14 protein-coding genes and 3 rRNA genes are annotated in these 19,008 nt (G+C 67.0%); 2 read left to right on the top strand and 15 right to left on the bottom strand.

What is annotated here, in order from left to right; genetic code table 11:
• The 5 genes from OG714_RS39595 to OG714_RS39575 all read right to left on the bottom strand — a co-directional run bounded on the left by OG714_RS39595 (window position 1) and on the right by OG714_RS39575 (window position 4,042).
• Window positions 1-126 carry a hypothetical protein gene (locus OG714_RS39595; RefSeq protein WP_406128352.1) on the bottom strand — a complete coding sequence of 42 codons (126 nt, stop codon included), beginning with the start codon at window positions 124-126 and terminating at the stop codon, window positions 1-3.
• Between the two features lie 39 nt (window positions 127-165).
• Window positions 166-1,884: a DNA repair protein RecN gene (gene recN, locus OG714_RS39590; protein WP_406132107.1), complete on the bottom strand. Its 1,719-nt coding sequence runs from the start codon at window positions 1,882-1,884 to the stop codon at window positions 166-168.
• 127 nt (window positions 1,885-2,011) lie between these two features.
• On the bottom strand, window positions 2,012-2,917 hold the full coding sequence (locus tag OG714_RS39585; RefSeq protein WP_026179466.1) for an NAD kinase: 906 nt from the start codon (window positions 2,915-2,917) through the stop codon (window positions 2,012-2,014).
• On the bottom strand, window positions 2,914-3,729 hold the full coding sequence (locus OG714_RS39580) for a TlyA family RNA methyltransferase (protein WP_328684212.1): 816 nt from the start codon (window positions 3,727-3,729) through the stop codon (window positions 2,914-2,916). The genes OG714_RS39585 and OG714_RS39580 overlap by 4 nt, the downstream gene beginning before the upstream one ends.
• Before the next feature lie 7 nt (window positions 3,730-3,736).
• Window positions 3,737-4,042 carry a hypothetical protein gene (locus OG714_RS39575; RefSeq protein WP_406128351.1) on the bottom strand — a complete coding sequence of 102 codons (306 nt, stop codon included), beginning with the start codon at window positions 4,040-4,042 and terminating at the stop codon, window positions 3,737-3,739.
• 42 nt (window positions 4,043-4,084) lie between these two features.
• On the opposite strand from OG714_RS39575, the gene OG714_RS39570 reads away from it, so the two are divergent.
• Window positions 4,085-4,432, top strand: a complete 348-nt coding sequence (locus OG714_RS39570; RefSeq protein WP_327405100.1) for an SCP2 sterol-binding domain-containing protein — start codon at window positions 4,085-4,087, stop codon at window positions 4,430-4,432.
• 18 nt (window positions 4,433-4,450) lie between these two features.
• Here the strand turns inward: OG714_RS39570 and OG714_RS39565 are convergent, their stop codons facing one another.
• The 4 genes from OG714_RS39565 to OG714_RS39550 all read right to left on the bottom strand — a co-directional run bounded on the left by OG714_RS39565 (window position 4,451) and on the right by OG714_RS39550 (window position 8,585).
• The gene (locus OG714_RS39565) at window positions 4,451-5,350 is read right to left on the bottom strand and encodes an ABC transporter ATP-binding protein (RefSeq protein WP_406128348.1); all 900 of its coding nucleotides are present in this window, start codon (window positions 5,348-5,350) and stop codon (window positions 4,451-4,453) included.
• Window positions 5,347-6,420 (bottom strand): FecCD family ABC transporter permease, encoded by a 1,074-nt coding sequence (locus OG714_RS39560; RefSeq protein WP_406128346.1) that lies wholly within the window; start codon window positions 6,418-6,420, stop codon window positions 5,347-5,349. The genes OG714_RS39565 and OG714_RS39560 overlap by 4 nt, the downstream gene beginning before the upstream one ends.
• Window positions 6,417-7,460, bottom strand: a complete 1,044-nt coding sequence (locus tag OG714_RS39555) for a FecCD family ABC transporter permease (RefSeq protein WP_406128344.1) — start codon at window positions 7,458-7,460, stop codon at window positions 6,417-6,419. Before OG714_RS39555 ends, OG714_RS39560 begins: the two co-directional genes overlap by 4 nt.
• A 96-nt stretch (window positions 7,461-7,556) precedes the next feature.
• Complete coding sequence (locus tag OG714_RS39550; protein WP_406128342.1) at window positions 7,557-8,585, bottom strand: HAD hydrolase-like protein; 1,029 nt, start codon at window positions 8,583-8,585, stop codon at window positions 7,557-7,559.
• A 72-nt stretch (window positions 8,586-8,657) separates the two neighbouring features.
• On the opposite strand from OG714_RS39550, the gene OG714_RS39545 reads away from it, so the two are divergent.
• Complete coding sequence (locus OG714_RS39545; protein WP_406128340.1) at window positions 8,658-9,950, top strand: DUF1015 family protein; 1,293 nt, start codon at window positions 8,658-8,660, stop codon at window positions 9,948-9,950.
• Between the two features lie 77 nt (window positions 9,951-10,027).
• Here the strand turns inward: OG714_RS39545 and OG714_RS39540 are convergent, their stop codons facing one another.
• From OG714_RS39540 to OG714_RS39515, 6 genes are all read right to left on the bottom strand, one after another.
• Window positions 10,028-10,882, bottom strand: a complete 855-nt coding sequence (locus tag OG714_RS39540; RefSeq protein ID WP_406128338.1) for a hypothetical protein — start codon at window positions 10,880-10,882, stop codon at window positions 10,028-10,030.
• Window positions 10,882-12,408, bottom strand: a complete 1,527-nt coding sequence (locus OG714_RS39535; RefSeq protein ID WP_406128336.1) for a hypothetical protein — start codon at window positions 12,406-12,408, stop codon at window positions 10,882-10,884. Before OG714_RS39535 ends, OG714_RS39540 begins: the two co-directional genes overlap by 1 nt.
• 205 nt (window positions 12,409-12,613) lie before the next feature.
• Window positions 12,614-12,730: ribosomal RNA gene (gene rrf, locus OG714_RS39530) — 5S ribosomal RNA — on the bottom strand.
• 106 nt (window positions 12,731-12,836) lie between these two features.
• Window positions 12,837-15,959: ribosomal RNA gene (locus OG714_RS39525) — 23S ribosomal RNA — on the bottom strand.
• A 313-nt stretch (window positions 15,960-16,272) separates the two neighbouring features.
• Window positions 16,273-17,798, bottom strand: a 16S ribosomal RNA gene (locus OG714_RS39520).
• The 16S, 23S and 5S rRNA genes sit together here, the layout of an rRNA operon.
• Window positions 17,799-18,328: 530 nt before the next feature.
• A complete protein-coding gene (locus tag OG714_RS39515; RefSeq protein ID WP_406128334.1) occupies window positions 18,329-18,970 on the bottom strand; it encodes a DNA-3-methyladenine glycosylase in 642 nt (213 codons plus the stop codon).
• Window positions 18,971-19,008 lie beyond the last annotated feature (38 nt).

The raw sequence follows: 19,008 nt of genomic DNA, 5'->3' as shown, positions 1-19,008 counted from the left end.
CTACCCGTCCGCCCGCGCCGTCGCCAGCAGCTCCTCCGCATGCGCCCGCGCCGTCTCCGAGTCCTCCTGGCCGGCCAGCATCCGGAACAACTCCCGTACGCGGTCCTCGCCTTGGAGAACCCTCACACCGAAGCGCGTACCGGCACCCCCTCGCAGCGCGCCCCGCTACCCGTCCGCCCGCGCCGTCGCCAGCAGCTCCTCCGCATGCGCCCGCGCCGTCTCCGAGTCCTCCTGGCCGGCCAGCATCCGGGACAACTCCCGTACGCGGTCCTCGCCTTCGAGGACCTTCACGCCGGAGCGGGTGACGGAGCCGTCGTTGGTCTTCTCGACGAGCAACTGCCGGTCGGCGAAGGCGGCGACTTGAGGCAGGTGGGTGACGACGACGACCTGCGCGGTCTTGGCGAGCTTGGCGAGCCGGCGTCCGATCTCGACCGCCGCCTTGCCGCCGACGCCGGCGTCGACCTCGTCGAAGAGGTAGGTCGGCACGGGATCGGTCCCCGCGAACACGACCTCCACGGCGAGCATCACGCGTGACAACTCACCGCCGGACGCGCCCTTTGCGATGGACCGCGGCGGAGCGCCCGGGTGCGGGGCGAGGAGCAGTTCGACCTCGTCGACGCCCGAGGGGCCGTAGGCGACCGCACGGCCCCCGACCTCGACGCCCTCCGGGTCCTCGGTCTGGCGGATCTCGAACGACACGCGCGCGTGCGGCATCGCGAGGGAAGCCAGTTCCGCAGTCACCGCCGCTGCGAAGCGCTCGGCGGCCTCCGTCCGCGCGTCGGTCAACGCCTGGGCAAGGCCGCCCAGTTCACCCCGCAGCGCGTCCCGCTCGGCGGTCAGTTCGTCGATGCGCTCGTCGTCGCCGTCGAGTTCGGTCAGCCGCGAGGCACCCTGCTCGGCGTACGCGAGCACGGCGGTGACGTCCGCGCCGTACTTCCGGGTGAGCGCGTTCAGGGCGGCCCGGCGCTCCTCAACTGCGGCCAGCCGCAGCGGATCGGCGTCCAGGTCGTCGGCGTAGCCCGCCAACTCCCCTGCCACATCGCCCAGAAGGATGCCGATCTCACCGATCCGGTCGGTGAGCGAGGCCAGTTCGGAGTCGTGCGAGCGTACGGCCTCCAGGGCCCGCTGCGCACCCGCGACGAGGGTTGCCGCGTCGATGCCCTCGGGGTCCTCGGGGTTGCCGGCGAGCGCGGCGTGCGCGGCCGTAGCGGCGGACGCCAACGCCTCGGCGTGACCGAGCCGTTCGGCCTCGGCGGCGAGTTCGACGTCCTCACCGGGACGCGGCTCGACGCCCGCGATCTCGTCGAGGCCGTAGCGCAACATGTCGGCTTCCTGGGCCCGTTCACGCGCGCGCGTGGTGATCTCGTCCAGCTCGACGACGACGGCACGCAGCCGCCGGTACGCCTCCGCGTACTTGGTCAGCGGCCCGGTGACGGCGTCCCCGGCGTACCGGTCGAGCGCCTGCCGCTGCCGGGACTGCTTCAACAGCCCCTGCTGGTCGGTCTGCCCGTGCACGGCGACAAGGTCGTCGGCCAGCTCCGCCAACAACCCCACCGGCACGGAACGCCCGCCCAGGTGCGCCCGGGACCGCCCTTCGGCGGAAACGGTACGGCTGATGAGCAGCGTCCCGTCGTCGAGCTCGGCACCGGCCTCCTCGGCCCGCAGGATGGCAGCGGCGCCCGGAGGCACGGAGATCCGCCCCTCCACGACCGCGTTCTTCGCCCCGATCCGCACCAGCGCCGGGTCCGCCCGCCCCCCGAGCAACAGCCCGAGACTGGTGACGACCATGGTCTTGCCCGCACCGGTCTCACCCGTGACAGCGGTGAACCCCGGCGACAACTCGACAACAGCGTCGTCGATGACTCCGAGCGACCGTATCCGCATCTCTTCCAGCACGGTGAAGACCTTACGAGGTAGGGCGGGAGAAGCGCGAGGCACCCTGTCACCCACGCGAGGGAAGCGCCCCGAAGGGGCGCGGGGAACTGCGCGCTCAACCCCCACTCAGCCGCAGCTAATGAGGAGCCCCCCGCCACCCCGAAACAGGCAGAGCGAACTTCGCAACAAGCCGATCCGTGAACGACGCATGGTGCAGCCGAGCCAACCGCACAGGCACAGCCCCCCGCCGAACCTCAACCCGGGCCCCGGCAGGCAACTCAACAGTCCGCCGCCCGTCACACCACAAAACCCCCGGGGGGATGTGCGGCAACACCTCAACGGCAAGCACGGAATCCGGCGAGGTCACCAACGGCTTCGCGAACAGCGCGTGCGCACTGATCGGCACCATCAACAACGCCTCGACTTCGGGCCACACCACAGGCCCACCGGCAGAGAAGGCGTACGCCGTAGACCCGGTGGGCGTCGCACAAACAATCCCATCGCACCCGAACCCCGTCACCGGGCGCCCATCAATCTCCAGCACGACCTCAAGCAGCTTCTCGGCGCCGGCCTTCTGCACCGCCGCCTCGTTCAGCGCCCAGTCCGTGTGCACGATGTTCCCGTTCTTGTGCACGACGACATCGACGGTCATCCGCTCCTCGACCTCGTACGCCCGGGTGACCACCCGGTCCACGACCTTGTCGAGATCGTCCCGCTCGGCCTCCGCGAGGAACCCCACGCTGCCGAGGTTGACGCCGAGCATCGGCACCCCGGACGCCCGCGCGAACTCCGCGCCGCGCAGCAGCGTGCCGTCGCCGCCGAGGACGATGAGCAGCTCGCAGCCCTCAAGGCACTGCGGGGTGGCCTCGGTGACCGTCTCCACCTCGTCCGGGAGCGGCAGGTCGCGTGCCTCGTACTCCAGGACGCGCACTCCGATACCGGACTGGAGCAGCCCCTTCACGACCAGTTCGGCACTCCGGATCGCCGCAGGGCGCCCCGTGTGCGCGAGCAGGAAAACAGTACGAGCTCGGTTCTGTGTCAACGCGGCCCCTCCGCCACTGCACGGTCAACATCGGCCGGGTCCAGTTCGGGTGCGCCGGCCCGCAGCCACAGAAAGTACTCGACATTCCCGGAGGGCCCGGGCAGCGGGCTGGCGGTGACGCCCTCCACCCCGAGCCCCAGTTCCGCGGCCCGCCGGGCGACACCGCGTACGGCCTCGGCCCTCAGTTCCGGGCTGCGTACGACACCGCCGCTCCCCAGCCGTTCCTTCCCCACCTCGAACTGCGGCTTGACCATCATCACCAGGTCCGCGTCCGGCTTCGTGCACCGCGCCAGGGCGGGCAGCACCAGCCCGAGCGGGATGAAGGACAGATCCCCCACGACTAGATCCACAGGCTCCCCATCGATCGCTTCAAGCGTCAACTCGCGTACGTTCGTACGGTCCTTGACGGTGACGCGTTCATCGCTCTGAAGAGACCACGCGAGTTGTCCGTACCCGACGTCGACCGCCACGACCTGCGTGGCGCCCGCGCGCAGCAGCACATCGGTGAAGCCCCCGGTGGACGCGCCGGCGTCCAGCGCCCGCCGTCCCTCGACGACGAGCCCCCGCGGTACGAAGACCTCCAGCGCGCCCGCGAGCTTGTGGCCGCCCCGGGAGACGTAGTCGGGGTCGCCGTCGTCCTGGACGACGACGATGGCCGCCGCCGTCTCCACCTGGGTGGCGGGCTTGGTCGCGACGGTCTTGCCCACGGTGACCCGGCCGGCGGCGATCAACTGGCTCGCGTGCTCCCGCGACCGCGCGAGCTTCCGTCGGACCAGCTCGGCGTCGAGACGTCGGCGTGCCACTCCTGCCACGTTCGGTTCAGCTCCTAGTGCCGTACGGCGATGGGGGCGCCGGAGGTCCCGGGCGGGCGTCGAGCGCGGTGAGCGCGTCGCGCAGCCCCCGGTGTACATCCTCGTACACCTCGACATGCCCGTCCGTGGCGAGGTGGTCGGTGTCGGCCAGCCGCCAGAGCTGGGCGTCGACGTCGGCGTTGCCGCTCGGGGCGCGGTCCACGTTCAGGGGCGCGGGGGCGGCGGGGTCGTACGCGGGCTCCGCCTCCGGAACGGCCTCCGGAACACCCTCGGGTACGGCCCCGACCTCGGCCTCGGGCAATGAGTCGCTCATGCCCAGACGCTACCCCGAAGGCCTGGGGTACCGTCGATCACGATGGCAACGATCGAAGAGTGCCGCGTCGCACTCGAGAAGCTCTCGGACAACATGCAGAAGGCCGATGGGAATGTCCGCGCCGCCGCGGCCATGGACCGTTCGGTCAGCTGCCGGATCACCGACCTCGACGTCACGTTCGTGGGCCGGCTCACCGGCGGCCGGATCGTGGTGGACGAGACCGTGCAGGGCCTTCCGGCGGAGAAGGCTCAGATCAGGCTGACCATGGCCGGCGACGACCTGGTGGCCATGGTCGACGGCGGCCTGAACTTCGCGAAGGCCTGGGGCTCGGGCCGGGTGAAGCTGGAGGCCAACGTGTTCGACCTGTTCCGCCTCAGGAAGCTTCTGTAGCGACCTCGGAAGGCCGTCTCAGGAGGCTTCCGCAGCGGCCACTTTGTCGAGGTCGGTACGCGCGCGTGCCTTGCGCGCCGCCGGCACCACCAGCGGCGTCCCCGTCTCCGGGTCGTCGATGACCTGGCAGCGCAGCCCGAAGACCTCCTCGACCAGTTCGGCCGTGACGATGTCGCCCGGCGCGCCCTGCGCGATGACCGCGCCCTCCCGCAGCGCGATGAGGTGGGTGGCGTACCGGGCGGCATGGTTGAGGTCGTGCAGCACCGCGACCAGCGTGCGGCCCTGCTCCTCGTGCAGTTCGGCACAGAGGTCGAGGACGTCGATCTGGTGCTGGATGTCCAGGTAGGTGGTCGGCTCGTCGAGCAGCAGCAGGGGTGTCTGCTGGGCCAGCGCCATCGCGATCCACACGCGCTGCCGCTGCCCGCCGGACAGTTCGTCGACATAGCGGTCGGCCAGCTCGGCGACACCGGTCTGCGCCATCGACTCCTGTACGACCCGCTCGTCCTCGCTGGACCACTGGCGCAGGATGCCCTGGTGCGGGTACCGGCCGCGGCCGACGAGGTCGCCGACGGTGATGCCGTCGGGCGCGATGGACGACTGCGGGAGCAGGCCCAGGGTGCGGGCGACCTTCTTCGCCGGCATCGACTGGATGACCTGCCCGTCGAGCAGCACCCGGCCCTCGTTCGGCTTCAGCATCCGCGACAGGGCGCGCAGCAGCGTGGACTTGCCGCACGCGTTCGGGCCGACGATCACCGTGAAGGAGTTGTCGGGTATCTCCACGGACAACTCGCGTGCGATGACGCGCTGGTCGTAGGCGAGGGTGACGTTCTCGGCGGACAGGCGGTTCACGGTGCTCCTTGGATTGTTCAGCCCGCTGCTGAGGCCGCTCTGGTCGTTCTGGTTGCTCTGGTCGCTCATATCCGGCCCGCCTTGCGCTCGGTGACCAGGAGCCACAGCAGGTAGACCCCGCCGAGGACTCCGGTGACCACGCCCACGGGCAACTGGTCGGCGCCGAACGCCCGTTGGGAGGCCCAGTCTGCGGTGACCAGCAGGGTGGCGCCCATGCACAGCGAGGGCACCAGGTTCGGACCCGGCGAGCGGGTCAGGCGCCGGGCGAGCTGCGGTGCCGTGAGGGCCACGAAGCCGACGGGTCCGGCGGCGGCGGTCGCGGCCGAGGTGAGCAGCACGGCGGCCACCATCAGCAGCAGCCGTACGCGCTCGACGCGGACCCCGAGGGCGTACGACACGTCGTCGCCCATCTCCATCATCCGCAGCCCGCGCGCGTTGGCGAGGACCAGCGGCAGCAGGACGGCGCAGAGCCCGAGCAGGGGCCAGACCTGGGTCCAGTCACGGCCGTTGAGGGAGCCCGTCATCCAGACGACCGCGCGGGCCGCGTCTACGAGGTCGGCCTTGGTGATGAGATAGCCGTTGACCGCTGTGACTACGGCGGAGACGCCGATGCCGACCAGGACGAGCCGGTATCCGTGCACCCCCTGCTTCCAGGCGAGCAGATAGATCGCGATCCCGGTCACCAGACCGCCGACGAGCGCCCCGAGGGTGACGGCGGTCGCGCTGCCGGAGAACAGCACGATCATGACGAGCGCCCCGGCCGTCGACCCCTGCGAGAGGCCGAGGACGTCCGGACTGCCCAGCGGATTGCGGGAGATGGACTGGAACAGCGCACCGCCGAGCCCGAGCGAGGCCCCGACCAGCAGCCCGACGAGGACGCGCGGCAGCCGCAGCTCGTTGACGATGAACTCCTGCCCCGCGTCACCGCCCCCGAACAGCGTCTTGAGGACGTCACCGGCCGGGATCGGGAAGTCCCCGGTACCGATCAGCACGACACTCGCGGCGAGCGCGCACACCAGGAGCAGGACGACGACCGTGACGGCACGGGGGTCGAAGCGGAGGGAGAGACCGCCGCCGGTCCGTACGGCCCGCGTACGGAGGGCGGGAACACGGGCGGCGGAGATTCGTTGGGCCTTCACAGCTGGGCCGTCCTCCGCCGTCGTACGAGATAGATGAAGACCGGGCCGCCGATGATCGCGGTGACGATGCCGACCTGAAGCTCCGCGGGCCGCGCGATCAGCCGGCCCAGGACGTCGGCCCCGAGCAGCAGCACGGGCGACAGGATCGTGGCGTACGGCAGGATCCAGCGCAGGTCGGGGCCGGTGAACGAGCGGACCACGTGCGGCACCATCAGGCCGACGAACACGATCGGGCCGCAGGCTGCGGTCGCCGCGCCGCACAGCACGGTCGCGGAGAGCATGGCGAGCGCCCGGGTGCGGTTGAGGTTGGCGCCGAGGGCGCGAGCGGTGTCGTCGCCCATCGCCACCGCGTTCAGCGGCCGGGCGAGCAGCAGGGCGACGATCGTGCCGACCACGAAGAACGGCGCGACCTGCGTGATCGTCGAGCCGGTGGCCGAGGCCAGTGAACCGACCGTCCAGAAGCGCATCTTGGAGAGCGCCGCGTCGTCCATGATCATGACGGCCTGGAGATAGCCGTAGAGCGCGGCGCTGATCGCGGTGCCGGCGAGCGCGAGGCGTACGGGGGTGGCGCCCCGGCTGCCGCCCAGGAACCAGACCAGCGCCCCGACGACGGCCGCGCCCGCGAAGGCGAACCAGACGTAGCCGCTCAGCGAGGTCACACCGAAGTAGGTGATGGCGGTGACGACCGCGGCCGAGGCGCCGGCGTTGATGCCGAGCAGGCCGGGGTCCGCGAGGGGGTTGCGGGTGAGCGCCTGGAGGACCGCGCCGGACAGGCCGAGGGCGGCACCGGCGAGCAGCCCGAGGACCGTACGGGATATCCGGTCGCCGACCACGACGTCCGCGTACGTCCCCGAGTCATGGAACAGGCCGTGCCACACATCCCCCAACGGCAGCGATTTCGCGCCGATCGCGATGCTCGCCAGAGCCACTAGGACCAGGAGCGCCACGGAGGCGAAGAGCCCAAGGACACGTATCGCCCGGCGGGTTGGGGGCGCGGGGGCGGTTTCCGCGCGCTGTTCTGGGGGACTATCGACCAACACGAGGTTAGGTTAGCCTACCCTCGCATGCGATCCGGAGGCCGCGTCCCGCCTCACCGCCGTTCAGGGCCCCGGAGCCGAGTCCCCGCCTCCCCCGCGTCACAACCCCAGTCGCGCCAGCGCCTTCTCCCCGTCCAGCGTGCAGGAACCGTCCCCCGCCGCCGTCCAGGCCGCCGCGCAGAGCGCCCGGAGCCCGTCCAAAGGCTCGCCCTCACCGTCGAGTTCCAGCCGGTCGCGGCCCGCCGTGGCCGTCCAGCCCCCGCACCGGAAACCGTCTCCCGCCCCGGTGACCTCGGGCTGCCCGGTGAGCATGCCGCGCAGATCGGCGTCGACGTACGTCGGCCGGTGCTGCGGCGGCGCGGCGAGCAACTGCGCGCCGTCGGTCACACCGGTCAGGACGAGCAGCGAGTCCACATCCCCGTTGAACGCCCCCTCGATGTCCGTGTCCAGCCGGTCCCCCACGACCAACGGCCGCTCGGCGCCCGTCCGCAGGATCGTCTCCTTGTGCATGGGCGGCAACGGCTTGCCCGCCACCTGCGGCTCGGCCCCGGTCGCTATCCGTACGACCTCCACCGCCGCGCCGTTGCCCGGCGCGATGCCGCGCGCGCTCGGGATCGTCAGGTCGGTGTTGGACGCGAACCACGGCACCCCGCGCGCGATCGCGTAACAGGCCTCCGCGAACCGCCCCCACGCCAAGTCCGGGCCGCCGTACCCCTGCACGACCGCCACCGGATCGTCCTCGGCCGAGTCGACGGGCTCGAGCCCGCGCTCGCGCAGCGCGACCCGCAGCCCCTCGCCGCCGATCACCAGCACCCGGGAGCCCGCCGGCACCTGCTCGCTGATCAGCCGGGCGACGGCCTGCGCGGAGGTGATGACGTCATCGGGCCCGGTCGGTATCCCCAGCTCGGTGAGATGCTCGGCCACCGCGTCCGGCGTCCGCAGCGCGTTGTTGGTGACGTAGGCGAGACGCATGCCGCCCGCGCGGGCGGTGGCGAGCGAGTCGACGGCATGGGCGATCGCGTTGCCCCCCGCGTACACCACCCCGTCGAGGTCGAGCAGCGCCGTGTCATACGCCTCGCTCAGGGCCCGGCCACTGCCGTCGGGGCTCGTCCTGACGCTCTGGCTCATTCCACATCGCTCCTCGTTCGATCGCTTTCACCCGATCATCCCGCATGCCACTGACACACGTACGATGCCGGGATGAACACCGCAGGTCACCCGGAAGCAACGGAGCGCCGAGGCCTGGAACTCACCCCGTTCCGAGGCCTTCGCTACGACCCCGACCGGGTCGGCAGCCTGGCCGCCGTGACGTCCCCACCGTACGACGTGGTCGTACGCCCCGACGGTCTGCACCACCTCCAGGACGCCGACCCGCACAACATCGTCCGGCTGATCCTCCCGCAGGCCACCACCCCCAGCGCCCGCAACGAACAGGCCGCCGACACCCTGCGCCGCTGGCTCTCCGAGGGAGTCCTCACCACCGACCCCGAGCCCGGCCTGTACGTCTACGAACAGCGCGACGGCGACGGCCTGTTGCAGCGTGGCGTCATCGGCGCGCTGCGCCTGTCGGACCCGTCGGAGGGCGTGGTCCTGCCGCACGAGGACGTCATGCCGCACGTGGTCGCGGACCGCGCGGCCCTCATGCGCGCCACCTCCGCGAACCTCGAACCCCTGCTCCTGACCTACCGGGGCAACGGCACACCGGCCGACACGACGACGGTGGTCGAGCGCATCGCCGAGGCCCCCGCACTCCTGTCGACGACCACGGAGGACGGCTACAGCCACCGCCTCTGGTCGGTCACCGACCCCACCGACCTGGGCCGCATCCAGCAGGACCTGGCCCACCACCAGGCCCTGATCGCCGACGGCCACCACCGCTGGGCGACCTATCGACGTCTACGCGCGGAGCACCCCTCCCCCAGCCCCTGGGACTACGGCCTGGTCCTCCTCGTCGACACGGCCCGCTACCCGCTCCGCGTCCGCGCGATCCACCGCCTCCTGCACGGGGTCCCGGTGGCCGACGCGCTGTCGTCCCTGGACGGCCTGTTCCGCGTACAGCACCTGGAAGTCCCGCTCCAGGAAGCCCTGGAGGCCCTCGCCGACGCGGCCTGCGCGGGCAACGCCTTCCTCCTCGCGGGCGACGGCGCCTTCCACCTGGTGGACCACCCGGACCCGGACCTCCTGGCCCGTACGATCCCGGCCGACCACCCCGCGGCCTGGCGCACCCTGGACGCCACAGTCCTGCATGCCACACTCCTGGACCACGTCTGGCTCATCCCCGAGGACGACCCGGCCCGCATCGCCTACATCCACGACACCGCCGCCACGGTCCGCAAGGCCGAACGCGACGGCGGTACGGCCGTGTTGATGCACCCCGTCCGCGAGGAGGTCGTACGCGACCTGGCCCGCCAGGGCGTCACGATGCCCCGCAAGTCGACGTCCTTCGGCCCGAAACCGGCGTCGGGACTGGTGCTGCGGGCACTGGACGTCTGAGAGACGGCCACCAACTCCGCAAACGGGAAAGGGCGGGACCCCAGGTGCTGGGGTCCCGCCCTTGTCACTGACGCAGGTCAGTTCTTGTCGTCGTCTTCTTTAAGAAGGACATCTTCCTTGACGACGTCTTCCACGGTCTCGGCCGCGGCTTCGACCTCGTCGACCTCGTCGACCTCGTCGACCTCGATGTCGTCGTCCTCGTCCTCGTCGTCCAACTCGTCGACTACGGAGACGTCGTCCTGGGGCTCAACCTCGTCGTCGACCTCAGCCTCGGCACCGATCTCGATCTCGGTGTCGTCCTCGTCATCGTCCTCGACGAACGCGTCGACGAACTCGACCCCGTCCATCTCGGCGAGCCGGTCCGACGCGTCCGTGCTGCCGTCCTTGTCGGACTCCACGGCCTTGGCGAACCACTCCCGCGCCTCGCCCTCACGCCCGGCGGCGAGCAGGGCGTCGGCGTAGGCGTACCGCAGTCGCGCGGTCCACGGCTGCACGGTGTTCGAGGCCAACTCCGGGCTCTGCAAGGTGACGATGGCCGCGTCGAGCTGGTCCATGTCACGCCGGGCACCGGCCGCGACGAGCCGCATCTCGACCTGGCCGGCCTTGTCGAGCTTGTGCACCTCGGCGGCACCGGCCATCTCCAGCGCCTTCTCCGGCCGCCCGAGCCCACGCTCGCAGTCGGCCATCACGGGCCACAGATCCACGCTGCCGGTCATCCGCCGCGCGGCCCGGAACTCGGCCAGCGCCTCGCTGTACTTCTGGTTCGCGTACGCGGCGAACCCGGCCGCCTCACGTACGGCGGCGACGCGCGACGCCAGTCGCAGGGCGATCTTGGAGTAGGCGTAGGCACTCTCGGGGTCCTCGTCGATGAGCCGGGCGACCATCACCAGGTTCTTCGAGACGTCCTCGGCGAGCCCCTTCGGCAGACTCATCAACTCCTGCCGTACGTCCTTGTCGATCTCCTCGCCCGTGACGTCCTCGGGGATCGGCAGCCGCTTGATCGGCTCACGGTCACGCTCCCGCTCGTCACGGAACTGGCTGCCGCCACCACGGCGGTCGTCGCCTCGACGGTCGTCACGCCGGTCATCGCGACGGGGGTAGCTACCGCGCTCGTCGTCACGGCGGAACGCGGGCCGCTCACCGCGGCTGTCGTCCCGACGGAACCCTCCGGGACGGCCTCCGCGCTCGCCACCTCGGTCATCGCGACGGGGACCCGACGGGCGGTCGTCACGACGCGGACCTGCGGGACGGTCATCCCGACGCGGGCCGGCAGAACGGTCGTCTCGGCGGGGGTAGCTGCCGCGGTCACCGCGGTCGTCGTCACGCCGGAAGGCAGGACGCTCACCACGGTTGTCGCCGCGGTCGTCACGCCGGAACGGCGGACGCTCACCACGGTTGTCATCCCGACGGAAGGCCGGACGTTCACCACCGCGATCATCACGACGCGGCCCGGACGGACGGTCGTCTCGGCGGGGGTAGCTGCCGCGGTCACCGCGGTCGTCGTCACGCCGGAAGGCAGGACGCTCACCGCGATTGTCGCCGCGGTCATCGCGCCGGAACGGCGGACGCTCACCACGACTGTCGCTGCGGTCGTTCCGACGGAACGGCGGACGCTCACCACGGTTGTCGCCGCGGTCGTCGCGACGGAACGGCGGACGCTCGCCACGGCTGTCGTCGCGACGGAAGCCACCACGATCGCCGCCGCGGTCATCACTGCGGGGGCCGGCGGGCCGGTCATCCCGACGCGGAGCCGCGGAACGGTCGTCCCGCCCGCGGAACCCACCACGGTCGCCACTGCCACGGTCGTCGCTACGGCGGTCATCGCGACGGTCGTCTCGGCGGGGGTAGCTGCCGCGGTCACCGCGGTCGTCGTCACGCCGGAAGGCAGGACGCTCACCACGGTTGTCGCCGCGGTCATCGCGCCGGAACGGCGGACGCTCACCGCGACTGTCGTCACGCCGGAAACCGCCACCGCCACCACGGTTGTCGTCACGTCGGAACGGCGGACGCTCGCCACGGCTGTCATCGCGACGGAAGCCACCACGATCGCCACGGTTGTCGTCGCGACGCTCACCGCCACGGTTGTCGCTCCGGTCATCACGCCGGAACGCGGGCCGCTCGCCACGGTTGTCGTCCCGACGGAAACCACCGGGACGCCCTCCGCGCTCACCGCCACGGTCATCACGGCGGGGGCCGGCGGGCCGGTCGTCACGGCGCGGACCTGTGGGACGGTCATCCCGACGCGGGCCGGCGGAACGGTCGTCACGGCCACGGTAACCACCGCGATCGCCACCGCCCCCGCTACTGGCACCGCCACGGTCATCGCGGCGAGGCGCTCCGCCACGGTTGTCGTCACGACGGCCGTAGCCACCGCGATCGCCGCTGCCGCCGCGGTCGTTTCCTCGATCGTTGCTACGGCTCGGGCCTCCGCGGTACCCGCCACGGTCGCCGCGGTCACCACTGTCCCGTCGCCGCTCCTCGCGCTCGGGTCGGTCCTCGGGAGAGTTGGTGGACATCGGTGACTCCTGTCTTCGGTACCGCAAGTCATTCTCGCGCAGCCGGCTAGCCGGCGCGCTCCGAACTATGTTTCTGAGAGTTTCTGGAAAAACAAAAGGACCCCTGGTCCCAGCGTGAACGCTGGGACCAGGGGTCCTCCAAATATTGTTCGGCGGCGTCCTACTCTCCCACAGGGTCCCCCCTGCAGTACCATCGGCGCTGTAAGGCTTAGCTTCCGGGTTCGAAATGTAACCGGGCGTTTCCCTCACGCTATGACCACCGAAACCCTAATGGTTTCGAGCGAACAAGCACACTTTTCTGTTGTGTGGTTCAAGCTCTAGCCGACAACTGTTCGTTGTCTCAGAACTAACACAGTGGACGCGAGCAACTGAGGACAAGCCCTCGGCCTATTAGTACCGGTCACCTCCAGCGGTTACCCGCCTTCCAGATCCGGCCTATCAACCCAGTCGTCTACTGGGAGCCTTAACCCCTCAAGGGGGTGGGAACACTCATCTCGAAGCAGGCTTCCCGCTTAGATGCTTTCAGCGGTTATCCCTCCCGAACGTAGCCAACCAGCCATGCCCTTGGCAGAACAACTGGCACACCAGAGGTTCGTCCGTCCCGGTCCTCTCGTACTAGGGACAGCCCTTCTCAATGTTCCTGCGCGCGCAGCGGATAGGGACCGAACTGTCTCACGACGTTCTAAACCCAGCTCGCGTACCGCTTTAATGGGCGAACAGCCCAACCCTTGGGACCGACTCCAGCCCCAGGATGCGACGAGCCGACATCGAGGTGCCAAACCATCCCGTCGATATGGACTCTTGGGGAAGATCAGCCTGTTATCCCCGGGGTACCTTTTATCCGTTGAGCGACGGCGCTTCCACAAGCCACCGCCGGATCACTAGTCCCGACTTTCGTCCCTGCTCGACCCGTCGGTCTCACAGTCAAGCTCCCTTGTGCACTTACACTCAACACCTGATTGCCAACCAGGCTGAGGGAACCTTTGGGCGCCTCCGTTACTCTTTAGGAGGCAACCGCCCCAGTTAAACTACCCATCAGACACTGTCCCTGATCCGGATCACGGACCCAGGTTAGACATCCAGCACGACCAGACTGGTATTTCAACGACGACTCCCCCTGAACTGGCGTCCAGAGTTCACAGTCTCCCAGCTATCCTACACAAGCCGAACCGAACACCAATATCAAACTGTAGTAAAGGTCCCGGGGTCTTTCCGTCCTGCTGCGCGAAACGAGCATCTTTACTCGTAGTGCAATTTCACCGGGCCTATGGTTGAGACAGTCGAGAAGTCGTTACGCCATTCGTGCAGGTCGGAACTTACCCGACAAGGAATTTCGCTACCTTAGGATGGTTATAGTTACCACCGCCGTTTACTGGCGCTTAAGTTCTCAGCTTCGCCACCCCGAAGAGTGACTAACCGGTCCCCTTAACGTTCCAGCACCGGGCAGGCGTCAGTCCGTATACATCGCCTTACGGCTTCGCACGGACCTGTGTTTTTAGTAAACAGTCGCTTCTCGCTGGTCTCTGCGGCCACCCCCAGCTCACGGAGTAAATCCGATCACCAGTGATGGCCCCCCTTCTCCCGAAGTTACGGGGGCATTTTGCCGAGTTCCTTAACCATAGTTCACCCGAACGCCTCGGTATTCTCTACCTGACCACCTGAGTCGGTTTAGGGTACGGGCCGCCATGAAACTCGCTAGAGGCTTTTCTCGACAGCATAGGATCATCCACTTCACCACAATCGGCTCGGCATCAGGTCTCAGACTTAATGAATGGCGGATTTGCCTACCACTCGTCCTACACCCTTACCCCGGGACAACCACCGCCCGGGATGGACTACCTTCCTGCGTCACCCCATCACTCACCTACTAACCGCTTGGGCCGGCGGCTCCACCACTTTCCATTCCCCGAAGGGTCCGGAACGGCTTCACGGCCTTAGCATCACGATGCTCGATGTTTGACGCTTCACAGCGGGTACCGGAATATCAACCGGTTATCCATCGACTACGCCTGTCGGCCTCGCCTTAGGTCCCGACTTACCCTGGGCAGATCAGCTTGACCCAGGAACCCTTAGTCAATCGGCGCACACGTTTCTCACGTGTGTATCGCTACTCATGCCTGCATTCTCACTCGTGAACCGTCCACCACTAGCTTCCGCTGCAGCTTCACCCGGCACACGACGCTCCCCTACCCATCCCAGCAGGCGTTGGCCCTATTACTGGAATGACACGACTTCGGCGGTACGCTTGAGCCCCGCTACATTGTCGGCGCGGAATCACTAGACCAGTGAGCTATTACGCACTCTTTCAAGGGTGGCTGCTTCTAAGCCAACCTCCTGGTTGTCTCTGCGACTCCACATCCTTTCCCACTTAGCGTACGCTTAGGGGCCTTAGTCGATGCTCTGGGCTGTTTCCCTCTCGACCATGGAGCTTATCCCCCACAGTCTCACTGCCGTGCTCTCACTTACCGGCATTCGGAGTTTGGCTAAGGTCAGTAACCCGGTAGGGCCCATCGCCTATCCAGTGCTCTACCTCCGGCAAGAAACACACGACGCTGCACCTAAATGCATTTCGGGGAGAACCAGCTATCACGGAGTTTGATTGGCCTTTCACCCCTAACCACAGGTCATCCCCCAGGTTTTCAACCCTGGTGGGTTCGGTCCTCCACGAAGTCTTACCTCCGCTTCAACCTGCCCATGGCTAGATCACTCCGCTTCGGGTCTTGAGCGCGCTACTAAACCGCCCTATTCGGACTCGCTTTCGCTACGGCTTCCCCACACGGGTTAACCTCGCAACACACCGCAAACTCGCAGGCTCATTCTTCAAAAGGCACGCAGTCACGACGCACCAAGTAAACTTGATGCGCGACGCTCCCACGGCTTGTAGGCACACGGTTTCAGGTACTATTTCACTCCGCTCCCGCGGTACTTTTCACCATTCCCTCACGGTACTATCCGCTATCGGTCACCAGGGAATATTTAGGCTTAGCGGGTGGTCCCGCCAGATTCACACGGGATTTCTCGGGCCCCGTGCTACTTGGGTGTCTCTCAAACGAGCCGTTGACGTTTCGACTACGGGGGTCTTACCCTCTACGCCGGACCTTTCGCATGTCCTTCGCCTACATCAACGGTTTCTGACTCGTCTCACAGCCGGCAGACTGTGAAAGAGAGATCCCACAACCCCGTACACGCAACCCCTGCCGGGTCTCACACGTATACGGTTTGGCCTCATCCGGTTTCGCTCGCCACTACTCCCGGAATCACGGTTGTTTTCTCTTCCTGCGGGTACTGAGATGTTTCACTTCCCCGCGTTCCCTCCACTTGCCCTATGTGTTCAGGCAAGGGTGACAGCCCATGACGACTGCCGGGTTTCCCCATTCGGAAACCCCCGGATCAAAGCCTGGTTGACGACTCCCCGGGGACTATCGTGGCCTCCCACGTCCTTCATCGGTTCCTGGTGCCAAGGCATCCACCGTGCGCCCTTAAAAACTTGGCCACAGATGCTCGCGTCCACTGTGCAGTTCTCAAACAACGACCAACCACCCGTCACACACCACTCACGCGATGCTTTACCGGGGTCGGCACTGAAGGCAGCCTCTCGGCCGTGCCCTCAGACACCCAACAGCGTGCCCGGTGTTCCCGTCACTCGTGGTCAGCTTTCCACGCTCCGAAGAGCAGTACTTGCAGCCCGAAATGAGCGGCGACACCGAATAATCAACGTTCCACCCTTGAGCAACCACCGTCGAACATCTGCCGACGTAATGGCCCTGGACCACCAAACAATGTTTGGCGGCCTAGATGCTCCTTAGAAAGGAGGTGATCCAGCCGCACCTTCCGGTACGGCTACCTTGTTACGACTTCGTCCCAATCGCCAGTCCCACCTTCGACAGCTCCCTCCCACAAGGGGTTGGGCCACCGGCTTCGGGTGTTACCGACTTTCGTGACGTGACGGGCGGTGTGTACAAGGCCCGGGAACGTATTCACCGCAGCAATGCTGATCTGCGATTACTAGCAACTCCGACTTCATGGGGTCGAGTTGCAGACCCCAATCCGAACTGAGACCGGCTTTTTGAGATTCGCTCCACCTCACGGTATCGCAGCTCATTGTACCGGCCATTGTAGCACGTGTGCAGCCCAAGACATAAGGGGCATGATGACTTGACGTCGTCCCCACCTTCCTCCGAGTTGACCCCGGCGGTCTCCTGTGAGTCCCCGTCACCCCGAAGGGCACGCTGGCAACACAGGACAAGGGTTGCGCTCGTTGCGGGACTTAACCCAACATCTCACGACACGAGCTGACGACAGCCATGCACCACCTGTACACCGACCACAAGGGGGGCACTATCTCTAATGCTTTCCGGTGTATGTCAAGCCTTGGTAAGGTTCTTCGCGTTGCGTCGAATTAAGCCACATGCTCCGCTGCTTGTGCGGGCCCCCGTCAATTCCTTTGAGTTTTAGCCTTGCGGCCGTACTCCCCAGGCGGGGAACTTAATGCGTTAGCTGCGGCACCGACGACGTGGAATGTCGCCAACACCTAGTTCCCACCGTTTACGGCGTGGACTACCAGGGTATCTAATCCTGTTCGCTCCCCACGCTTTCGCTCCTCAGCGTCAGTAATGGCCCAGAGATCCGCCTTCGCCACCGGTGTTCCTCCTGATATCTGCGCATTTCACCGCTACACCAGGAATTCCGATCTCCCCTACCACACTCTAGCTAGCCCGTATCGAATGCAGACCCGGGGTTAAGCCCCGGGCTTTCACACCCGACGTGACAAGCCGCCTACGAGCTCTTTACGCCCAATAATTCCGGACAACGCTTGCGCCCTACGTATTACCGCGGCTGCTGGCACGTAGTTAGCCGGCGCTTCTTCTGCAGGTACCGTCACTTGCGCTTCTTCCCTGCTGAAAGAGGTTTACAACCCGAAGGCCGTCATCCCTCACGCGGCGTCGCTGCATCAGGCTTTCGCCCATTGTGCAATATTCCCCACTGCTGCCTCCCGTAGGAGTCTGGGCCGTGTCTCAGTCCCAGTGTGGCCGGTCGCCCTCTCAGGCCGGCTACCCGTCGTCGCCTTGGTGAGCCATTACCTCACCAACAAGCTGATAGGCCGCGGGCTCATCCTGCACCGCCGGAGCTTTTAACCCCCACACATGAGTGCAGGAGTATTATCCGGTATTAGACCCCGTTTCCAGGGCTTGTCCCAGAGTGCAGGGCAGATTGCCCACGTGTTACTCACCCGTTCGCCACTAATCCCCACCGAAGTGGTTCATCGTTCGACTTGCATGTGTTAAGCACGCCGCCAGCGTTCGTCCTGAGCCAGGATCAAACTCTCCGTGAATGTTTACCGGTAATCCGGTTCGCATACACGAGAGCGGAACAGTCAGGCGGAATAAGCCCGACCGTTCACAGCGTCCTCGCTGTATGTGTTCTTCAAAGGAACCTCGCCACCGGAAGAATCCGATGGACGGGGTATCAACATATCTGGCGTTGATTTTTGGCACGCTGTTGAGTTCTCAAGGAACGGACGCTTCCTTTGTACTCACCCTCTCGGGCTTTCCTCCGGGCTTTTCCCTTCGGTCTTACGTCTCCGACTCTATCAGACCGTTTCCGGTCTCGATTCCCTGTCGGCGGGGATTGTCAAGGGCTTTGGGCTTTCGCCTGTCGGCCTTTCGACATTCACTACGTTAGCCGATCCCCTCGGCAACTCATAATCGAGTTCCGCGAGTTCGAATTCAGGCATGCAGGCACGCCGAATGCGCCCTCAGCGAGGGAGAGTCGTAAGTAGTGGGTTGGCCGCTTCCGGCTGCAGGCGATTGCCGTACCCGGGTCAAGCGGCTCGGGCTACATTACGCACCCTGCCAAGACGCGTCAACTTGGCCGACGTCGCGGCGTATGGGCCCGATATGGGCTAACCGTAGGGTCGTTGGTGATCCAGAACCGCCACGGGTGGACCGCGCCCTCGCCGGACACTCCGGTGCGGGGACCGCTGCTTACCTGATGGGAGGGGACGGGTGTACCGGCCAGCATCCTCAAGGGTGTCTCGCCCGTGGTGCACGCGTCCGTGCCGTCCAGGGAGCGGTCGACGTCCAGGGCGGTGGCCAGGCGGGCGGGGCCTTTGGCCAGTTCTTTGTCATTTCGGGCCGAGAGTCGACGTTTGCGGGCCAGCTCGGCGCCCTCGACGATCTCGCCGGCGCGGAGCAGGACCCCCCTCGCCGTGCCCTCGGGACCGCACACCAGGTTCATGCAGTGCCACATGCCGTAGGTGAAGTAGACGTAGACGTACCCGGGCGGACCGAACATCACACCGTTGCGGGCCGTCGGGCCGCGATACGCGTGTGAGGCGGGGTCGTTGCCGCCGTCGTAGGCCTCGACCTCTGTGATGCGCAGGACGATCGGGCCGTCGGGGGTCGTGCGGACGACGATGCGGCCCAGGAGGTCGGGGGCGACCTCCAATACAGGGCGGTCGAAGAACTCTCTGGGGAGTGGCATACGGTCCGGGGGCGCGATCATGGCGTCCGAGCGTAGTCCAGGCCCGCTTGGGCCAAGGG

Origin of the sequence: Streptomyces sp. NBC_00989 (assembly GCF_045162655.1) — a bacterium.
In the GTDB taxonomy this organism is placed as follows: domain Bacteria; phylum Actinomycetota; class Actinomycetes; order Streptomycetales; family Streptomycetaceae; genus Streptomyces.
This window is presented reverse-complemented; position numbering and strand designations above follow the sequence as displayed.

Bases quoted from the DNA above. Each gene is read 5' to 3' on its own strand.
- OG714_RS39540 (WP_406128338.1), bottom strand. From the start codon at position 10,882: ATGAGTCTGCCGAAGGGGCTCGCCGAGGACGTCTCGAAGAACCTGGTG.
- OG714_RS39545 (WP_406128340.1), top strand. From the start codon at position 8,658: ATGAACACCGCAGGTCACCCGGAAGCAACGGAGCGCCGAGGCCTGGAA.
- OG714_RS39550 (WP_406128342.1), bottom strand. From the start codon at position 8,585: ATGAGCCAGAGCGTCAGGACGAGCCCCGACGGCAGTGGCCGGGCCCTG.
- OG714_RS39565 (WP_406128348.1), bottom strand. From the start codon at position 5,350: ATGAGCGACCAGAGCAACCAGAACGACCAGAGCGGCCTCAGCAGCGGG.
- OG714_RS39575 (WP_406128351.1), bottom strand. From the start codon at position 4,042: ATGAGCGACTCATTGCCCGAGGCCGAGGTCGGGGCCGTACCCGAGGGT.
- OG714_RS39570 (WP_327405100.1), top strand. From the start codon at position 4,085: ATGGCAACGATCGAAGAGTGCCGCGTCGCACTCGAGAAGCTCTCGGAC.
- OG714_RS39515 (WP_406128334.1), bottom strand. From the start codon at position 18,970: ATGATCGCGCCCCCGGACCGTATGCCACTCCCCAGAGAGTTCTTCGAC.
- recN (WP_406132107.1), bottom strand. From the start codon at position 1,884: ATGCGGATACGGTCGCTCGGAGTCATCGACGACGCTGTTGTCGAGTTG.